We start from the raw sequence: 16,974 nt of genomic DNA, 5'->3' as shown, positions 1-16,974 counted from the left end.
CGGTTCAGCGTCTGTCTATTTGGCCAGCGCCTTGAGCGCGAGCTTGATACCTTCGCTCACGCCCACGTCCTTGGGCAGGGCCTTGAGCGCGGCGGCGGCTTCCTTGTCGCTGTAGCCCAGGGCCAACAGGGCCTGCAGGATGTCGGCCTGTGCGTCGCTGCCCGGCTGCGCATGGGGCGCGCCGATGTCGGCGCCCAGCTTGCCCTTCAATTCGAGCAGCAAACGCTCGGCCGTCTTCTTGCCTATGCCCGGCACCTTGACCAGGCGACCGGCCTCCTGCAGGCTGACGGCCTGGGCCAGCTCGCCCACGCTCATGCCCGAAAGCACGGACAGCGCGGTGCGCGGGCCCACGCCCGAGATCTTGATGAGTTCACGAAAGGCCTCGCGCTCGACCGCGGTACCGAAACCGTAGAGCAGTTGCGCGTCCTCGCGCACCACGAAATGCGTGAGCAGGGCCACCTTTTCGCCCAGGTTGGGCAAGTTGTAGAAGGTGCTCATGGACACCTGGACTTCGTAGCCCACGCCATTGCAGTCCACCAGGACCTGGGGAGGGTTCTTTTCGAGGAGGGTGCCGGAGAGCCTGCCGATCATGGGACGCCTATCATTGGAGATCTATTCAAGGAATTATCAGTTGATTCTGCGTCACCTCTTCTCCCCGCCCAACAACGCGCGCCTGGCCCGCCTGTGCGGCCCCGCCGACGAACATCTGCGCACCATCGAAAACGCGTTGCACGTCAAGATCGCCCACCGCCACGAACAGTTCAAGGTGGAAGGCCCCAAGAAACAGGCACAACGCAGCATGGAAGTGCTGCAGGCGCTCTACGAGATGGCGACCAAACCCATCGACGACGCCATCGTGCAGCTGCTGCTGGCCAGCGACAGTTCCATGCCGCTGACGGAAGACGGTGAGGCTCTGCAGACGCGGCGCCACGAGCTGCGCGCGCGCACGCCCAACCAGGCCCACTACCTGGAAAGCATCGCCGGCAACGACATCACGTTCGGCATCGGCCCGGCCGGCACCGGCAAGACCTACCTGGCCGTGGCCTGCGCGGTGGACGCGCTGGAGCGCAGCGCGGTGCAGCGCATCGTGCTCACCCGCCCGGCTGTGGAAGCGGGTGAACGCCTGGGTTTCCTGCCCGGTGACCTGACACAGAAGATCGACCCTTATCTGCGCCCGCTCTACGACGCGCTGTATGACCTGATGGGTTACGAGAAGGTGCAGAAGGCTTTCGAGCGCAATGCGCTCGAGATCGCGCCCCTGGCCTTCATGCGCGGGCGCACACTGAACAACGCCTTTGTCATCCTGGACGAAGCGCAGAACACCACGCCCGAGCAGATGAAGATGTTCCTCACGCGTATCGGCTTCGGCTCGCGCGCCGTGGTCACGGGCGACGTGAGCCAGATCGACCTGCCCAAGACGCAACTCAGTGGCCTGATCGACGGGGAGCGCGTGCTCAAGCGCGTCAAGGGCATCGCCATGTGCAGGTTCACCAGCGCCGACGTGGTGCGCCACCCCCTGGTGGCCCGCATCGTGGACGCCTACGACAAACGGAAGCCGGGAGACGCGGCATGAACGCCTTGCCGGAACTGGATCTGTCGCTGCAGTTCGGCGCCGCCGTGCCGGACAGCCACAAGAAACTGCTGGGCAAGGCCCGCGTGGCACGCTGGATGCGCATGGCGCTCTTGCGCAATGCCGAGATTACCGTGCGCATCGTCGGTGCCGCAGAGGGCCGTGCGCTGAACCGCGAATACCGTCGCAAGGACTACGCCACCAATGTGCTGACCTTCGACTACACACGCGAACCCGTGGTCAGCGCCGACCTGGTGCTGTGCGCGCCCGTGGTGGCGAAGGAAGCGAAGGAACAAGGCAAGACCCTGGAAGAGCACTACGCCCACCTGCTGGTGCATGGCACCCTGCATGCGCAGGGCTACGAGCATGAGACGAACGAGGTCGATGCGCTGGAGATGGAGACACTGGAAGTACTGCTGATGGAAGGGATGGGGTACGGGAATCCATACGAGTAAGCGGCAGCTGGCTAGGTCAATACGTTCTTCGCCAGCGCAAACCGTTCCACGATCAGCCCCCGCAGCGCCTCCGCCGCCACCGACAGGCTCTCCCCCGCCCGCCGCACCACATAGATCCTGCGTTTGAGCCCCGGCAGCTTCAAAGCCTTCGTCACCAGCGCAGGCCGTTCGAAATGAAACAGCGTGAGTGCGGGCACCACGCTGATGCCCAGCCCCGCCTCCACCATGCCGGCCACCGTGGCCAGGTGCTCCACTTCAAGCACCGTGTTGAGCTGCATGGGGTGCACAGCGGCGTCGAGACGCTGGCGCACGCTGCTGTTGCGCGCAAGGTGCACAAAGGGATAGGGCGCAAGGTCCTTCAGCTTGATCACCTCCGTCTTGAACCTGGCCAGTGGGTGGTCCTTGCGGCACACCAGATGAAAACCGTCCGAGCACAACACCTCAGTCTGCAGGCCCGTGGTCTGCGGGCCGGTCGCGGCCAGGGCGAAGTCCACCGTGCCGGCGCGCAGCAGATCGATGCAGTCATCCGATAGGGCGTCACGCAGCTGGATCTCGACACCTGGCCACTGTGCCTTGTACTCGGCCAGGATGGCCGGCAGCCAGCCTGCGGCCAACGAGGGCAGCGCAGCCAGGCTCACGCGGCCGGTGCGCAGCTGCAGATGGTCGCGCAGGGTTCCGAGTGCGGCACCGAAGTCGCCCAGCAGCTGGCGCGCTGAAGTCTCAAACAGCCGCCCCTCGGCCGTGAGCTCCACGTTGCGTGTGCTGCGGTCGAACAGGCGCGTGTGCAGCGCCTCTTCCAGCGCACGGATCAAGGCGCTGAAGGCGGGCTGGGACAGGTGCAACTGTTCGGCTGCGCGCGTGAAGCTGCGCTGCTCGGCCAGGGCCAGGAAAGCGCGCAGCTGGCGCGTGGAGAGGTCGGGTAGCTTGGGCATGCGTGGATGAGACTGGATCATTGATCTGCTTTTCAGATCAATTCATTCTAATTTTCTATTTCACAGATGGGAAGCGCTGGCCTACAGTGCGCCAAGGACCACAGACAGATATGAGCGCCAACCCGCCCCCGCTTTTCATCGGCAGTGCCGCCGGCTTCTCCGGCGATCGCGTGGACGCAGCCGGCCCGGTGGTGGACACGCTGGTGCGCCTGCTGGCGGAACACGGCGGCAGCGCCACATTGATCTTCGAGACACTGGCCGAGCGCACCCTGGCCCTGGCCCAGTTGCGGCGCCGCGCGGACCCGCAAGCCGGCTACGAGCCCCTGCTCGACGCGCTCATGCGCCCTGTGCTCGCGCGCTGTCTGCAGCACAACATCCGCATCGTGAGCAATTTCGGCGCGGCGAACCCCACGGCAGCGGCCCGGCTGATCCAGCGCATGGCTGCTGAACTTGGCCTGCCGGCACCGAGGATTGCCGTGATCCAAGGCGATGATCTTTCAGCCCCGGGGCAGCGCACCCTGCTGCGCCAACACCTGGGCACGCAGATGGAGTCACTGAAAGTGGTGAGCGCCAACGCCTACATCGGCGCCGAGGCCATCGCCGCCGCCTTGCGCGCGGGCGCGCAGATCGTCGTGGCCGGGCGTGTGGCCGACCCCTCGCTAACGGTAGGCCCGGCCCTGGCCCACCACGGGTGGGCCGCCAACGACTGGGACGCCATCGCGGGCGCCACCATGGCCGGGCACCTGCTCGAATGCGGGGCCCAGGTCTGCGGTGGTTACTTCGCCGACCCGGGCTACAAGGACGTGCCCGACCTGGCCCACGTGGGCTTTCCCATTGCGGAGATCAACGCGCGCGGCGGCTGCGTGATCAGCAAGGCCGATGGCACGGGCGGCCTGGTCACGCTGGCCAGCGTGAAGGAACAGCTGCTCTACGAGGTACACGACCCCGCGGCCTATGTCACGCCCGATGTGGTGGCCGACATCAGCGTAGCGCAGCTGGAACAGTTCGGCCCGGACCGCGTGGCCCTGCGCGGCGTGCGCGGCCATGCGCGCACAGCCAGCCTCAAGGTCAACGTCTGCTTTGATGCCGGCTGGCTGGCAGAGGGTGAGATTTCCTATGCCGGCCCACGCGCCGAGGGGCGTGCGCGGCTGGCCGCGGACATCCTGCGCCAGCGCCTGCCGGAGCTCACCCTGCGCACCGACCTGATCGGTGTGCTCAGCGTGATGGGTGACGACGCGGGTCGCCTGCTGGCCGCACAAGTACCAGGCCAAGCGCGCGATGTGCGCCTGCGCGTGGCCACCGCCTGTGCGCAACGCGCGCAGGCCGAACGACTATCACGTGAGGTCACAGCGCTCTACACCTGCGGCCCGGCCGGCGGCGGCGGCGTGCGCACCACACTGACACCGCGCCTGGACACGCTCTCGGGCCTGGTGCCGCGTGCGGCCGTGCCCACGGGCTTTGACATGCTGGAGGCATCTTGAGCACCATGCACACCGTGCCCCTGTACCGCGCGGCTCACGGGCGCACGGGTGACAAGGGCAACCGCTCCAACATCAGCGTGATCGCCTGGCATGAAAAGCTTTATCCTTTGATCGCCGAGCAGATCACCGAAGAGGCCGTGGCCCGCCATTTCGCGCATCGGGAACCTGCCGCCGTGCGGCGTTACCTCTTGCCGCAGCTGCACGCGATGAACTTCGTGCTGGACGAGGTGCTGGACGGCGGCGTCAACAATGCGCTGAACCTGGACACCCATGGCAAGGCCCTGTCCTACTGGCTGCTGGACCTGCCGCTGTCCGTGCCTGCCGATCTGCTGCCCCTGCTTGCGGGGCCTGAAAATTGATTCACGATAAAACCGAAGGAGACCACCATGACGAACTTGCCCCGCACCCGACGGCTCGTGCTTGCCTGGGCCGCTGCCGCCCTGCTAGCCCCCGCCCTGGGCCTTGCGCAACCCTTCCCGGACAAGCCCATCACCTTCATCGTGCCCTTCGCGGCCGGCAGTGCCACCGACCAGTTGGCACGCGCCATCGGCATGGGCGTGACGCAGGAGAGCAAGCAGCCCGTGGTGATCGACAACAAACCCGGGGCCAATGCCTTCATCGGCGCGCAGGCGGCCAAAGCCGCCAAGGCGGATGGCTACACCGTCTTCATCACGACCAACACCACACACGCGGCCAACGAGCACCTGTTCAAGAAGCTGCCCTACGACCCGGTGAAGGACTACGAACCCGTCGCGGCCCTGGGCCGCGGCGGCCAGATCATGGTGGTGAACCCGAGCATGCCGGTGAACAACGTGTCCGAGTTCGTGCAATACGCCAAGGCCCGCCCGGGCAAGCTGTCTTTTGGCAGCGGCAGTTCGTCCAGCCGCATCGCGGGTGAATTGTTCAAGCAGATGACGGGTACCTTCATCGTCAACATCCCCTACCGCAGCAACCCGCCCGCCGTGACCGACCTGATCGGTGGACAGATCGACGTGATGATCACCGACATGGCCACGGGCCTGCCGCAGGTGAAGGCCGGCAAGCTCAAGGCCCTGGGCGTCTCCACGAAGAAGCGCAGCCCGCTGGCGCCAGAGCTGCCCACCATCGACGAAGCCGGCGTGAAGGGCTACGAGATGACCTACTGGTTTGCCGCCTATGTGCCTGCCGGCACGCCCGCGCCGGTGATCGCCAAGCTCAACGAGCTGCTGGTCAAGGCCGCACATAGCAGCGCGGCCGCCGGCTTCTACCAGTCCACCGGCACCGAGATCTTCACGGGCACGGCCGAAGATCTGCGCAAATTCCAGGTGGCCGAATCGCAGAAATGGGGCCGCATCGTCAAGTCGGCCGGCATCGAGGCGGAATAGAGGTTTCGGAAGCGGCGCCCTCAGGCCTAGGCCTTCTTCCTGGCGGGTTTCGACTTACCCGCACTGTTGAGGGCCACCGCCTCGCGTATCAGTGCCTTGAAGGCGGCGGAGTCCACCTCCACACCTTCAAGGATGTCGATCGCGCGACGCGCGTTGCCGTCCAGGCTGGCATTGAAGAGGCGGGCCGGATCCTTCAGCGACGCGCCCTTGAGAAAGGTGAGCTTGACCTTGTCCTTGTAGGTTTCGCCCGTGCAGAGGATGCCACCGTGCGACCAAACGGGCGTGCCCATCCACTTCCACTCCTCAACGACTTCGGGGTCGGCCTCCTGGATGAGCTGGCGCATACGGCCCAGGGCCCGGCCACGCCAGTCGCCGAGTCCGGCGATTTTTTCCGAGATGAGCACGGAGGCCGACGGGCCCGTGCTTGCGTTTGCTTTTTTCATGGTCAAAGCTCCTGCTATGGATTCAGGACCGCATGGTTATCGGTATCGTCACCGGCCCGTCATTGACCAGGTGCACCTGCATGTCGGCTGCGAACTGGCCGGTCTGCACCACCGCGTGTGAGGCTTGGGCACGGGCCACGAAATAGTCGTACAGCCGCCGCCCCTCGTCCGGCGGCGCGGCATAGTTGAAGCTCGGCCGATTGCCGACTGTCGTGTCAGCGGCCAGGGTGAACTGGCTGACGATCAACAATCCACCGCTCACGTCTACCACGCTGCGGTTCATCTTGCCGGCTTCGTCGGCAAAGATGCGCAGCTTGAGGATCTTGGCCAGCAGCTTGTCGGCAATGGCCTCGCTGTCGCCGCGCTCGGCGCAGAGCAGGATGAGCAGGCCGGCTGGAATGGCGCCGACAGTCTGGCCCGCGATGTCCACGCGGGCTTCCTTCACACGTTGCAAGAGGGTGAGCATGCGACGTTTATACCGCGCCGCGCCAGACCCGTTCAGCGCAACGTGTTGCGTGCTTGGGCCAGGCGCTGGTCCAGATAGGCGCCGTAGAAGTCAGGGATATACCCACCCACCAGACGCTCGGCCACCTCGGCCCCGCCACGGCCGAAGAAGAGCACGGTGGGCGCGACGCGGATCTTCCAGCGTTGCACCAGGTCGTCCTGCGTCACGGTGGTGCCCCTGAAGTCCAGCACGGGCGCGCGGCTGCGCATGTCGACCTGCACCACTGGCAGGCCCTCCTGCTGGCGCAGTGGCGCCAGGTAGTGATCGCGCGCGATCTTGCAATAGGGGCAACCGTCCAGGCTGACCATCACCACCAGGGGCTGGCCCTGGGCCAGGGCCGTGGTCAGTTCGTCCCCGAGCGAACGAGCCGGCGGCAGTTCGGCCGCAGCAGCCGGGCGCCACAGCGCAGGCAGGGCGGCGGCCAGCAGCAGGGAACGGCGGTTCAGGGTGGGCATGGCAGACAACCTTATCACTTGCCCTCCTGCTCCAGCAGCAGGTAGGTGTTGTAGGCGTTCATGCGGTTAGCCACGCGGAACAGAGGCAGGTGCTCGAAAGCGCTCCAGTCGGTTTTGGCGTAGGCCTCGTCGAAAGGCTCCAGGTTGGCCGCGGCCTGGCCCATGCTGGCGCGCAGGTAGACCAGGTAGTCGTGCGTGAGCTGCATGTCCTTGCGCGCTTCGCGCGAGAGCGGGCCGTGGCCGGGCACGATGATGGTGGCGTCGAAGGCCAGCAGGCGCTCCAGCGCGGCAATCCAGTGCCGGCTGTCGGCCTGGCCCACATAGGGGATGCGGCTGCGGAACACGAGATCGCCCGCAAACAGCACTTTTTCCGAGGGCAGGTAGACCACCAGGTCTTCGGGTGTGTGCGAGGGCCCCACGCTGCGAATCTGGAAGGTCACCCCCCCCACCACCAGCGTCTGGTCCGCGGCCAGCCATTCGTCGGCCTCGACCAGGTGTGTGTCCTCGTTGACCCAGGGTGCCATTTCCTCCCGCGAGGCCTGCAGGCGCAGGCGTGCGGTGTCCGAGTTCAGGTAAAGGCGTGCCGCCTGGTGCGCAATGATGCGCACGCCACGCGCCTTGAAGGCCTGCAGGCCGTAAATGTGGTCCGCGTGGTAATGCGTGACGATCAGATGGGTAACAGGCAGCGGCGTGATGCGCGCGATCTGCGCGAGCAGGCGCTCGGCCAGGGACGGCGAGCCGAGCGCGTCGATCACCACCACACCAGCCGGCGTGATGACAAAACCCGCGTTGGAGATGAAGTTCTGGTTGGCCTGCGAGCCCAGGGCCGAAACGCCTTCCACATACCAGGCGCTGGGCGTGACCTGCTGCGCCACCATGGGCGGTTCTGCGGCATGACCGACCGGGGCCAGCAAGGCCAGGACACAGGCGAGAACGGTGCGGAGTTTCATACGGCGTTCGGGGCTCCGGATCACGACGGTTTGAGGCAGGTCAAGCTGCCTGCAAGATGAGAACTTAGTATATAAGCAAATAGTGAATTTAGGGTGTTTCCATGGATCTGACCCTTTGGATCGAGCGCTACGGCGAACGCAGCCTGCTGGCAGGCAGCGGCCTGCTCATCGGTGTGCTCTTCGGCTTTTTCGCCCAGCGCTCGCGCTTCTGCCTGCGCGCGGCCACGCTCGAGTTCTGGCACGGCAAGTTCGGCGAAAAGCTCTCGGTCTGGCTGCTGGCTTTCTCGACCGCGGTGGTGGCGGTGCAGGGATTGATCGTGTTGCACGCGCTCGATGTCAGCACCGCCCGTCAGCTGGCCACGCGCGGCAGCCTCTCGGGCGCGCTGCTCGGCGGCCTGCTGTTCGGCGCCGGCATGGTCATGACACGCGGCTGCGCCAGCCGCCTGCTGGTGCTGTCGGCCAACGGCAATCTGCGCGCCCTGCTCTCGGGGCTGATCTTCGCCGTCACGGCGCAGGCCGCGCTTGCAGGCGCCCTGGCCCCACTGCGCATGACGATCAGCAACTGGTGGACGGTGGAAGGCGGCCCCGCGCGCGACCTGCTGGCCCTCACGGGCATCGGCCCCTGGGGCGGCCTGCTGGTGGGGCTGCTGTGGTTCGCAGCCGCCCTGTTCTTTGCGATCCGCAGCGGCTGGGGTTTGTGGAAATGGGTAGGTGGCATGGGCACGGGCCTGGCCGTGGCGGCGGGCTGGTGGGCCACGCACCTCATCTCCATCAACAGCTTTGGCACGACACCGGTGCAGGGTCTGACCTTCAGCGGCCCCTCGGCCGAATGGCTGATGCGCGTGCTGGCCTCGCCGGCGCCGCCCGTGGGTTTCGATTTCGGCCTGCTGCCCGGTGTGTTCGCAGGCTCTTTCCTCGGCGCGCTGGTCGGCGGAGACTTCAAGCTCGAAGGTTTCAAGGATGGCTACAGCATGCGTCGCTACATCGCGGGCGCCATGTTCATGGGCTTCGGCTCCATGCTGGCCGGGGGCTGTGCGGTGGGTGCGGGCATGACGGGCGGGGCCATCTTCGCGCTGACCGCCTGGCTGGCGCTGATCGGCATGTGGGCCGGTGCGGGCCTGACGGACCGGGTGCTGGACAGCCGGGCTGCCACGCACCTGCCGAGCGAACGCGTCAGCGGCACGCAGGCCCAGATGAAGGCACCCTGACAGCGCGGCCATATACCCGTATGGGTTTCAGGGTAAACACCGGGCGACAATGCGGGGTCACCTCGCTACATTCATTTCGATCCATGTCCGGTGCACCCAGAAGGAGACCCATGATGCGCTTCAGAACCCGATTTGCCGTGATGCTCTTGTCCGGCATGGCCGCCACCTCCGGCTTTGCGCAGGATGCCGCGAAACTGCACCAGCGTGCGCTGGCCGCGACCTGTGCCAACTGCCACGGCACCGACGGCCGCACGGTGCAGGGCTCGGCCATCCCGTCCCTGGCCGGCATGCCCAAGGAGTACATGGTCCAGCAGTTGAACGCGTTCAAGAACGGCACGCGTCCGGCCACCGTGATGCACCAGCTGGCCAAGGGCCTGACCGATCAGCAGATCGAGTCCGCCGCCAGCTATTTCGCCACCCTCAAGCGCTGAAGGAGACCGAACATGAAACGTCGCAGCTTTGTACAAGCCTCGCTCTCGCTCGGCACCCTGGGCCCGCTGTCCATGGTGGGTTGTGCCAGCACCGCCCCCCTCCCCGCCAAGGCCAAGGTGGTGGTGATCGGCGGCGGCTACGGCGGTGCCACCGCCGCCAAATACGTGCGCATGCTCTCCAACTACCAGATCGACGTCGTGCTGGTGGAACCCAACGAGAGCTTCATTTCCTGCCCCATCTCCAACCTGGTGATCGGCGGCACCCAGACCATGGGCGACATCACCACGCCCTATGACAAGCTCAAGAGCACGCACGGCGTGATCCACGCGCGGGATCGCGTGATCGACATCGACCGCGGCAAGAAGACCGTCGCGCTGGCCGGCGGCGCCACCATCGGCTATGACAAGCTCATCGTCTCGCCCGGTGTGGACATGATGTGGGGCAGCGTGGAAGGCCTGAAGGACGCGAACGCGTCCGGCCAGATCCTGCAGGCCTGGAAGGCCGGCGCCGAGACCGCCGCGCTGCGGCGCCAGCTCGAGGCCATGCCCGACGGCGGCGTCTACGCCATCGCCGTGCCGCTGGCCCCCTACCGCTGCCCGCCCGGCCCCTACGAGCGTGCCAGCCAGGTGGCCAGCTACTTCAAGAAAGCGAAACCGAAGTCCAAGGTGCTGATCCTCGACGCGAACCCGGACGTCACGTCCAAAGGCCCGCTGTTCAAGAAGTTCTGGGCCGAGAACTACGCTGGCATGCTGGAGTTCCGCGGCAACCACAAGGCCATCGCCGTGGACGCGAAGACCAATACCGTCAAGTTCGAAACCTCGGACGACGTGAAGGCCGACGTGCTCAACGTGCTGCCGAACATGAGCGCGGGCCTGATCGCCATGCAATCGGGCCTGGCCAACGCCAACGGCCGCTGGTGCAACGTGAACTACCAGACTTTCGAGTCCACTGCGGCCAAGGACGTGCACGTGATCGGCGACTCGGTGCTGGCCGCGCCGCTGATGCCCAAGTCCGGCCACATGGCCAACTCGCACGGCAAGGTGGTGGCCGCTGCCGTGGTGGCACAGCTCTCGGGCCTGGAGATCAACCCGCAACCGCTGCTCACCAACACCTGCTACAGCTTCGTCAACGACAAGCTGGTGGTGCATGTCGCTTCGGTCCACCAGTACGATGCGACCGAGAAGACCTACAAGACCGTGCCGGGTTCGGGCGGTGTTTCGCCCGGCCCCACCGAGCTCGAGGGCATCTACGCCATGAACTGGGCGCACAACATCTGGGCGGATACACTGCTTTGATCGTGTCGGGCCCGGTGGCACACCGGACCCACAGCCGGCCCAGGCCGGCTTTTTCTTGTTGATGAATTCAGGAGTTGCTCATGTACAAAATCATTGCCACACTCGCCCTGGCCTGCGCGGCTACCCTCGGTTTCACGTCGGCGGCACAAGCGCAAGCCACACAACAGGTCAAGGCCGTGTACCACGTGAACACAGACGTGAACACGGTGCCGGCCATCCTGAACAACATTCGCAACCACATGAGCGCCGACCCCAAGGCCAAGATCGTGGTGGTCACGCACGGCCCGGGCATCAACTTCCTGCTGCAGGACGCCAAGGACAGCCAGGGCCGCGAGTTCAGCGGCTCCGTGAGCGACCTGGTAAGCAAGGGCGTGGATTTCCGCGTCTGCAACAACACGCTGACAACACGCAACATCAGCCCCGACCGCGTGCTGATGGAAGCCAAGATCGTGCCCTCGGGCGTGGCCGAGGTGGCGCGTCTGCAGTCGCAGGAAGGTTACGCCTACCTCAAGCCCTGAGCGTCAAAAGCGCGCGCAGCAAAAAGGGGCCGTCAGGCCCCTTTTTCTTTGGTAATACAAAAGCGCTCAAGGCGCCGGCGAGGCCCCGTGCCCGACCCGGGGCATCTCGAAATTCGATTCGGTGGCGATCTGAGTGCAGACGGCGCGGCACAGGGCCGCCACGCGGTCGTCGATGATGCGGTAATAGATCTGCACGCCCTCGCGGCGCTTGCCCAGCACACCCGCCTGGTACAGGGTGGTCAGATGCTGGGACATATTGGGCTGGGTGGTGTCGATCTTGCCCAGCAGGTAACTGACGTTGCGCTCGCCATCGCAGAGATGGCTGATGATCTTCAGGCGCATGGGGGCCGACATGACACGAAAGACTTCCGCGGCCAGTTCAAAAACCTGGTCCGGCTCGGTCACAGGGGCCGGGGTCGTCTGGATGGAACGCTTGCTCATGACAGCTGATCCCTGTTATATAAGTACATGCTCATTCTACAGATGAACCGGCGTTTGCATCAGCCATTCTTGTCGCGCAGGGTGCGGCTGAGCAGCAGCACCGGGATGAGCCCCACCAGCACCAGGGCCAGGGACGGCAGGGCCGCCTCGCCCAGGCGCTCGTCGCGCGCCAGCTGGTAGGCCACCACGGCCAGGGTGTCGCTGTTGAAAGGCCGCAGCACCAGGGTGGCGGGCAGCTCCTTCATCACATCCACAAAAACCAGCAGGGTGGCCGCCATCACCGAGCGGCGCAGCAAGGGCCAGTGCACCCGGGTGAGCAGGCCCCAGCCACCGCTGCCCAGCATGCGCGCGCTGTCGTCCAGGCTGGCCGGGATGCGGGCATAACCACTTTGCAGGGACTGCAGGGCCACGGCGACGAAACGCACCAGATAGGCCCAGACCAGGCCCAGCGAGGTGGCCGTGACCCAGTAGGCGGCGCCGGCCTCGGGCCAGCGGGCCTGCACCCAGCCCACGGGCAGCAACAGGCCCACGACGATGACCGCGCCCGGCACCGCATAACCCAGGCTGGCCAGCCGGACCACCGCACGCGTGAGCAGGTCGGGCAGGCGGCGCAGGGCGTACGCCAGCAGCAGGGCAGCGCCCACAGCCAGCACAGCACTGAGCAGGCCCAGGCGCACGCTGTTGCCGGCCCAGACCGGGAAACGCTCCCAGGGCAGCTCGGACCAACCGGCCACCAGCGGACGGAACATGAAGAGCACCGGGGCCACGAAACCCATCAGCAGCGGCAGGGCGCAGACCGCCCAGGCGGCCGCCAGGCGCGGCCCGCGTAACGCCACCGGCCGCGCTTCCGCACCGGCCTGGCGCGCGGTGCGCGAACTCACGAAACGCAAGCGCTGACGCGAGTGGTGTTCCAGCCAGAGCAGCAGGGCGACGAAACCCAGCAGCAGGGTGGCGAGTTGGGCCGCAGCGATGCGGTTGTCCATGGCCAGCCAGGCCTTGTAGATGCCGGCCGTGAAGGTCTGGATGCCGAAGTAGCTGGCCACGCCGAAATCGGCCAGCGTCTCCATCAAGGCCAGCGCCACACCGGCGGCCACGGCGGGGCGCGCCAGCGGCAAGGCCACTTCGCGGACGCGGCGCGAGAGCGGGGCACCCAGCAGGCGCGCAGCCTCCATGAGATGGCTGGCGCGTTCGCCCAGGGCCGTGCGCGCCAGCAGGTAAACATAGGGGTAGAGCGCGAAGGTCAGCACCCAGGCCGCACCCACTGTGTTGCGGATCTCGGGAAACATGCGCCCCTGCAGGCCAGTGGCAGCACGCAGCCAACTCTGCAAGGGGCCGCTGTACTGCAGGAAGTCGGTATAGGCGTAAGCGACCACATAGGCCGGCATGGCCAGGGGCAGCAGCAGCGCCCATTCAAAGAAGCGCCGACCCGGAAAATCGAACAGGGTCACGGCTGCGGCCGCAGACAGGCCCACGGCGATCACCCCCACGGTCACCATCAGGCAGAGCCAGAAGGTCGTGACCAGGTAGTCGGGCAGGACGGTGCGCGCCATCTCGCGCAGGATCTCCGTGGCCTCGGTACCCGGCGCGCCACCGGGCAGCCAGGCGCCCAGAAGAGCGAGCACAGGCAGCATCAGGGCGGCGGTGAAAAGCAGCAGAAAAAGGTGACGAAGCCGGCGCAAGGCCATGTGCGGGGTACCCGTAAGGGATAGGGAGCGTAATGAGAATTGTAAGCATCTACAATAAACCATCATGTTTCTTGAAGTCTCCAAGCTCGAAGTGCGCTACCCCGGCGCGGCTCAGCCTGCCGTGCGGGATGTGTCGCTGGGCCTGCGTGCTGGCGACATCGGTGTGCTGATCGGCCCTTCGGGCTGCGGCAAGACCACGCTGCTGCGCGCAGTGGCCGGGCTGGAGCCGCTGAGCGGTGGCGAGATCCGCCTCTCGGGCCAGGTGGTGGGCAGTGCCAGCACGCAGCTGGCACCCGAGGCGCGCCGCATCGGCATGGTGTTCCAGGACTACGCGCTGTTTCCCCATTTGAACGTGGGCCGCAACGTAGCCTTCGGCATCGCCCACCTGCCCCGCGCTGAACGCGCGCTGCGCGTGCGCGAGGTGCTGGCCCTGGTGGGCCTGGAAGGCAGCGAGTCGCGCTACCCGCACGAACTTTCGGGCGGCCAGCAGCAGCGCGTGGCGCTGGCGCGCGCCCTGGCCCCGCGCCCGCAACTGCTGTTGCTGGACGAGCCTTTTTCCAATCTCGATGTCGAGTTGCGCGAGCGACTGGCGCACGAGGTGCGCAACATCCTCAAGGCGGCCCAGGCCACGGCCCTGTTTGTCACGCACGATCAGCTGGAGGCCTTTGCCATCGGCGACACCATCGGCGTCATGCACGAGGGCCGCCTGCACCAGTGGGACGACGCCTACACGCTCTACCACCGGCCAGCCACGCGTTTCGTCGCCGACTTCATCGGCCATGGCGTGTTCGCGCCGGCAACCATACGCGAAGTGAACCAGCAGATCGTGGTGCAGACGCCGCTGGGCGAGCTGACCGACGTGGCCGAATGCCCCCTGCCCTGCGCCTTTGCCGGTGGCGAGTGCGATGTGCTGCTGCGCGCCGACGACATCGTGCACGACGACGATGCGCCGGTGAAGGCCGAGATCGTACGCAAGGCCTTTCGCGGTTCGGAGTTCCTCTACACCCTGCGCCTGGCCGGTGGCCAGACCGTGCTGGCCCATGTGCCCAGCCACCATGACCACAAGATCGGGGAGTGGATCGGCATCCGGCCCGAGGTGGACCACGTGGTGACCTTCAACCGAGCCTGTGCGGTACAAGGTAGCGAGCTGTGCCAGATGCCCTGCGCGCAGCAGGCGGATGCCGTAGCGGCGCCGCTCAGCGTGGTGCCGGTGCGCGCAGCCTGATCACGTCCTCGCGCAGGGATTGCGCCCAGGCGCGGCGCTCGCGCCCTTGCGAACCCTGTACCTCGCCGAAGACGATGCGCACCGTGATGCCACGGGCACGCACCGTGCGCCAGACCGAACCCACCAAGGTATCGTCCCCTACATAACAGGGCGCCAGGCTGCGTTCGCCGCTGTGCGTGTCGATGAATTGCAGAGCCACCGGTTGCACCGGCGCGCCTGCCGCAATAGCTGCCTGCAGCAGATTGGCATGGAAGGGCAGCAGCTCGATGCCTTCGCCAGTCGTGCCTTCGGGAAACACGGCCAGTACGTCGCCGCCACGCAGGCTGTCGGCCATGTGGTGCACCACGCGCATGGCGTCGCGACGCGATTCGCGCTGGATGAAAAGCGTACCCACGCCCGTGGCCAGCGCGCCGATCACGGGCCAGCGCGCCACGTCGGCCTTGGAGACGAAACGACAGAAGCGCGCCGCATGCAGCGAGGTAATGTCCAGCCAGGAGATGTGGTTGGCCACCAGCAGCAAAGGACCAGGCAAAGTGGCTTCACCCTGCAGGTCCAGCCTGATGCCCAGGCATGCCAGCATCTCGCGCGACCAGACCTGCACATGTATTTCGCGTTGCTCGGGACTGAGCCGGGGAAAACGCAACAGGATGGTCAGCAGGCCCGCAACAATGTGTGTACAGGCTCGCGTCAGGCGCCAGAGCGCGCACGCAACAGAAACCTTAGGCTGACTGGTACGCAATCTGCCCACCCACGATGGTGCAGCGCACGCGCGCGGGCAGCTCGTAACCGGCAAAAGGCGTGTGCTTGCCCTGGCTGCGCAAGGTCTCGGGCAGCACCGTCCACTCGGCCTGCGGATCGAACACGCAGACATCGGCCACGCCGCCCACCGCGAGCTGGCCGGCGCTGGCCTGCAAGGTGCCCAGGGCGTTGCCCAATACCCGGGCCGGTTCGCTGGTCAGCACGGCCAGGGCGCGTGTGAGGCCCACGCCGCTTTCCTGACCCCACTTGAGCGCCAGGCTCAGCAGCAGTTCGACGCCGGTGGCACCGGGTTCAGCCTCGGCGAAGGGCAGCATCTTGGCGTCTTCATCCACAGGCGTGTGGTCGGAGACCAGGGCGTCGATGGTGCCGTCGGCCAGGCCTTCACGCAGGGCATCGCGATCGGCCTGCTGGCGCAGCGGCGGGTTGAGTCGCATGCGGCTGTCGAAGTAGCCGATGTCGGTATCGGTCAGGTGCAGGGAGTTGATGCTGATGTCACAGGTGACCGGCAGACCCTGGTCCTTGGCCTGGCGCACCAGGGCCACACCGGCCGCGCTGCTGAGGCGGCACAGGTGCACGCGCGCGCCAGTGGCACGCATGAGTTCGAAGATGGTGTACAGGGCAATGGTCTCGGCGGCCACGGGCACGCCCGACAGGCCCAGGCGCGTGGCCAGCGCCCCGCTGGCGGCAACACCCTGGCCCATGTAATGGTCGTTGGGACGCAGCCAGACCGCGTAACCGAAAGTGCTGGCGTACTGGAAGGCGCGCTGCAGGATTTGGGTATTGACCAGGGGCACATCGGCCTGGCTGAAGGCCACGCAACCGGATTCGGTGAGCTCTGCCATCTCGGTCAGGATCTCGCCCTGCAGATTGCGCGTGAGCGCACCGATGGGGAACACCCGCGCCTGGTGCAGCTTCTCGGCGCGGAACTTGAGCATCTCGACCAGGCCGGGCTCGTCGAGCACGGGATCGGTGTCAGGCGGACAGGCCAGGCTGGTGACCCCGCCGGCCACGGTGGCAGCCATCTCGGATTCGAGCATGCCTTCGTGTTCGTGGCCGGGTTCGCGCAGACGCACGGCCAGGTCCATGAGGCCCGGGGCAACGACACAACCGCCCGCCTCGACCACGCGGTTGGGCGCAAAGTCGGACGGCACCTTGCCGATGGCCACGATGCGGCCGGCGGCGATGGCCACGTCGGCGATCTCGTCGCGGTTGCTGGCGGGGTCGATGACGCGGCCGCCCTTGATCAATAGTTTCAT

At 66.4% G+C, this 16,974-nt stretch carries 20 protein-coding genes; 10 read left to right on the top strand and 10 right to left on the bottom strand.

Features of this window, described 5'->3' with window-relative positions:
* Positions 1-15: 15 nt before the first annotated feature.
* Positions 16-591, bottom strand: a complete 576-nt coding sequence (gene ruvA, locus AC07NT_RS00775; protein WP_498598335.1) for a Holliday junction branch migration protein RuvA — start codon at positions 589-591, stop codon at positions 16-18.
* Positions 592-631: 40 nt separating this feature from the next.
* Between ruvA and AC07NT_RS00770 the strand changes: the two genes are divergently transcribed.
* The gene (locus AC07NT_RS00770; protein WP_498598336.1) at positions 632-1,573 is read left to right on the top strand and encodes a PhoH family protein; all 942 of its coding nucleotides are present in this window, start codon (positions 632-634) and stop codon (positions 1,571-1,573) included.
* The gene (gene ybeY, locus AC07NT_RS00765) at positions 1,570-2,025 is read left to right on the top strand and encodes an rRNA maturation RNase YbeY (RefSeq protein ID WP_498598337.1); all 456 of its coding nucleotides are present in this window, start codon (positions 1,570-1,572) and stop codon (positions 2,023-2,025) included. The genes AC07NT_RS00770 and ybeY overlap by 4 nt, the downstream gene beginning before the upstream one ends.
* Before the next feature lie 11 nt (positions 2,026-2,036).
* Here ybeY and AC07NT_RS00760 read toward each other — a convergent pair whose 3' ends face one another.
* Positions 2,037-2,957, bottom strand: a complete 921-nt coding sequence (locus tag AC07NT_RS00760; protein WP_498598338.1) for a LysR family transcriptional regulator — start codon at positions 2,955-2,957, stop codon at positions 2,037-2,039.
* 110 nt (positions 2,958-3,067) lie between these two features.
* Between AC07NT_RS00760 and AC07NT_RS00755 the strand changes: the two genes are divergently transcribed.
* The 3 genes from AC07NT_RS00755 to AC07NT_RS00745 are packed head-to-tail and all read left to right on the top strand — an operon-like array spanning position 3,068 to position 5,802.
* Entirely contained in the window at positions 3,068-4,438 is a 1,371-nt protein-coding gene (locus AC07NT_RS00755; protein ID WP_498598339.1) for an acyclic terpene utilization AtuA family protein, read from the top strand.
* Positions 4,439-4,443: 5 nt separating this feature from the next.
* A complete protein-coding gene (locus AC07NT_RS00750) occupies positions 4,444-4,797 on the top strand; it encodes an AtuA-related protein (RefSeq protein WP_498598519.1) in 354 nt (117 codons plus the stop codon).
* A 27-nt stretch (positions 4,798-4,824) separates the two neighbouring features.
* Entirely contained in the window at positions 4,825-5,802 is a 978-nt protein-coding gene (locus AC07NT_RS00745; RefSeq protein WP_498598340.1) for a Bug family tripartite tricarboxylate transporter substrate binding protein, read from the top strand.
* Between the two features lie 26 nt (positions 5,803-5,828).
* Here the strand turns inward: AC07NT_RS00745 and AC07NT_RS00740 are convergent, their stop codons facing one another.
* From AC07NT_RS00740 to AC07NT_RS00725, 4 genes are read right to left on the bottom strand one after another with little or no spacing between them, the layout of a single operon-like run.
* Complete coding sequence (locus AC07NT_RS00740) at positions 5,829-6,245, bottom strand: DUF1801 domain-containing protein (protein ID WP_498598341.1); 417 nt, start codon at positions 6,243-6,245, stop codon at positions 5,829-5,831.
* 22 nt (positions 6,246-6,267) lie between these two features.
* A complete protein-coding gene (gene dtd, locus AC07NT_RS00735) occupies positions 6,268-6,711 on the bottom strand; it encodes a D-aminoacyl-tRNA deacylase (RefSeq protein ID WP_498598342.1) in 444 nt (147 codons plus the stop codon).
* Between the two features lie 32 nt (positions 6,712-6,743).
* Positions 6,744-7,205: a thioredoxin fold domain-containing protein gene (locus AC07NT_RS00730; protein ID WP_498598343.1), complete on the bottom strand. Its 462-nt coding sequence runs from the start codon at positions 7,203-7,205 to the stop codon at positions 6,744-6,746.
* Positions 7,206-7,219: 14 nt separating this feature from the next.
* Positions 7,220-8,155 carry an MBL fold metallo-hydrolase gene (locus AC07NT_RS00725; RefSeq protein ID WP_498598344.1) on the bottom strand — a complete coding sequence of 312 codons (936 nt, stop codon included), beginning with the start codon at positions 8,153-8,155 and terminating at the stop codon, positions 7,220-7,222.
* A gap of 101 nt (positions 8,156-8,256) precedes the next feature.
* On the opposite strand from AC07NT_RS00725, the gene AC07NT_RS00720 reads away from it, so the two are divergent.
* From AC07NT_RS00720 to AC07NT_RS00705, 4 genes are all read left to right on the top strand, one after another.
* The gene (locus AC07NT_RS00720) at positions 8,257-9,363 is read left to right on the top strand and encodes a YeeE/YedE family protein (RefSeq protein WP_498598345.1); all 1,107 of its coding nucleotides are present in this window, start codon (positions 8,257-8,259) and stop codon (positions 9,361-9,363) included.
* Between the two features lie 110 nt (positions 9,364-9,473).
* Positions 9,474-9,794: a c-type cytochrome gene (locus tag AC07NT_RS00715; protein ID WP_498598346.1), complete on the top strand. Its 321-nt coding sequence runs from the start codon at positions 9,474-9,476 to the stop codon at positions 9,792-9,794.
* A 12-nt stretch (positions 9,795-9,806) separates the two neighbouring features.
* Positions 9,807-11,090, top strand: coding sequence for an NAD(P)/FAD-dependent oxidoreductase (locus AC07NT_RS00710; RefSeq protein WP_498598347.1), 1,284 nt, complete (start codon positions 9,807-9,809; stop codon positions 11,088-11,090).
* Positions 11,091-11,170: 80 nt separating this feature from the next.
* The gene (locus AC07NT_RS00705; RefSeq protein WP_498598348.1) at positions 11,171-11,608 is read left to right on the top strand and encodes a DsrE family protein; all 438 of its coding nucleotides are present in this window, start codon (positions 11,171-11,173) and stop codon (positions 11,606-11,608) included.
* Between the two features lie 66 nt (positions 11,609-11,674).
* Here AC07NT_RS00705 and AC07NT_RS00700 read toward each other — a convergent pair whose 3' ends face one another.
* Together AC07NT_RS00700 and AC07NT_RS00695 are read right to left on the bottom strand one after the other, a co-directional pair.
* Positions 11,675-12,049 (bottom strand): ArsR/SmtB family transcription factor, encoded by a 375-nt coding sequence (locus tag AC07NT_RS00700; RefSeq protein ID WP_498598349.1) that lies wholly within the window; start codon positions 12,047-12,049, stop codon positions 11,675-11,677.
* A gap of 59 nt (positions 12,050-12,108) precedes the next feature.
* Positions 12,109-13,734: an ABC transporter permease gene (locus tag AC07NT_RS00695; RefSeq protein WP_498598350.1), complete on the bottom strand. Its 1,626-nt coding sequence runs from the start codon at positions 13,732-13,734 to the stop codon at positions 12,109-12,111.
* A gap of 64 nt (positions 13,735-13,798) precedes the next feature.
* Between AC07NT_RS00695 and AC07NT_RS00690 the strand changes: the two genes are divergently transcribed.
* On the top strand, positions 13,799-14,959 hold the full coding sequence (locus tag AC07NT_RS00690; RefSeq protein ID WP_498598351.1) for an ABC transporter ATP-binding protein: 1,161 nt from the start codon (positions 13,799-13,801) through the stop codon (positions 14,957-14,959).
* Here AC07NT_RS00690 and AC07NT_RS00685 read toward each other — a convergent pair.
* Positions 14,931-15,602, bottom strand: coding sequence for a lysophospholipid acyltransferase family protein (locus AC07NT_RS00685; protein WP_498598352.1), 672 nt, complete (start codon positions 15,600-15,602; stop codon positions 14,931-14,933). The genes AC07NT_RS00690 and AC07NT_RS00685 overlap by 29 nt on opposite strands.
* A gap of 76 nt (positions 15,603-15,678) precedes the next feature.
* Positions 15,679-16,974 (bottom strand): dihydroorotase, encoded by a 1,296-nt coding sequence (locus AC07NT_RS00680; protein WP_498598353.1) that lies wholly within the window; start codon positions 16,972-16,974, stop codon positions 15,679-15,681.

The sequence above is a fragment of the Hylemonella sp. GW821-FHT10B10 genome, assembly GCF_059415585.1.
Note: the sequence above shows the minus strand (reverse complement) of the source record. Positions and strands in the feature narration are given on the sequence as shown.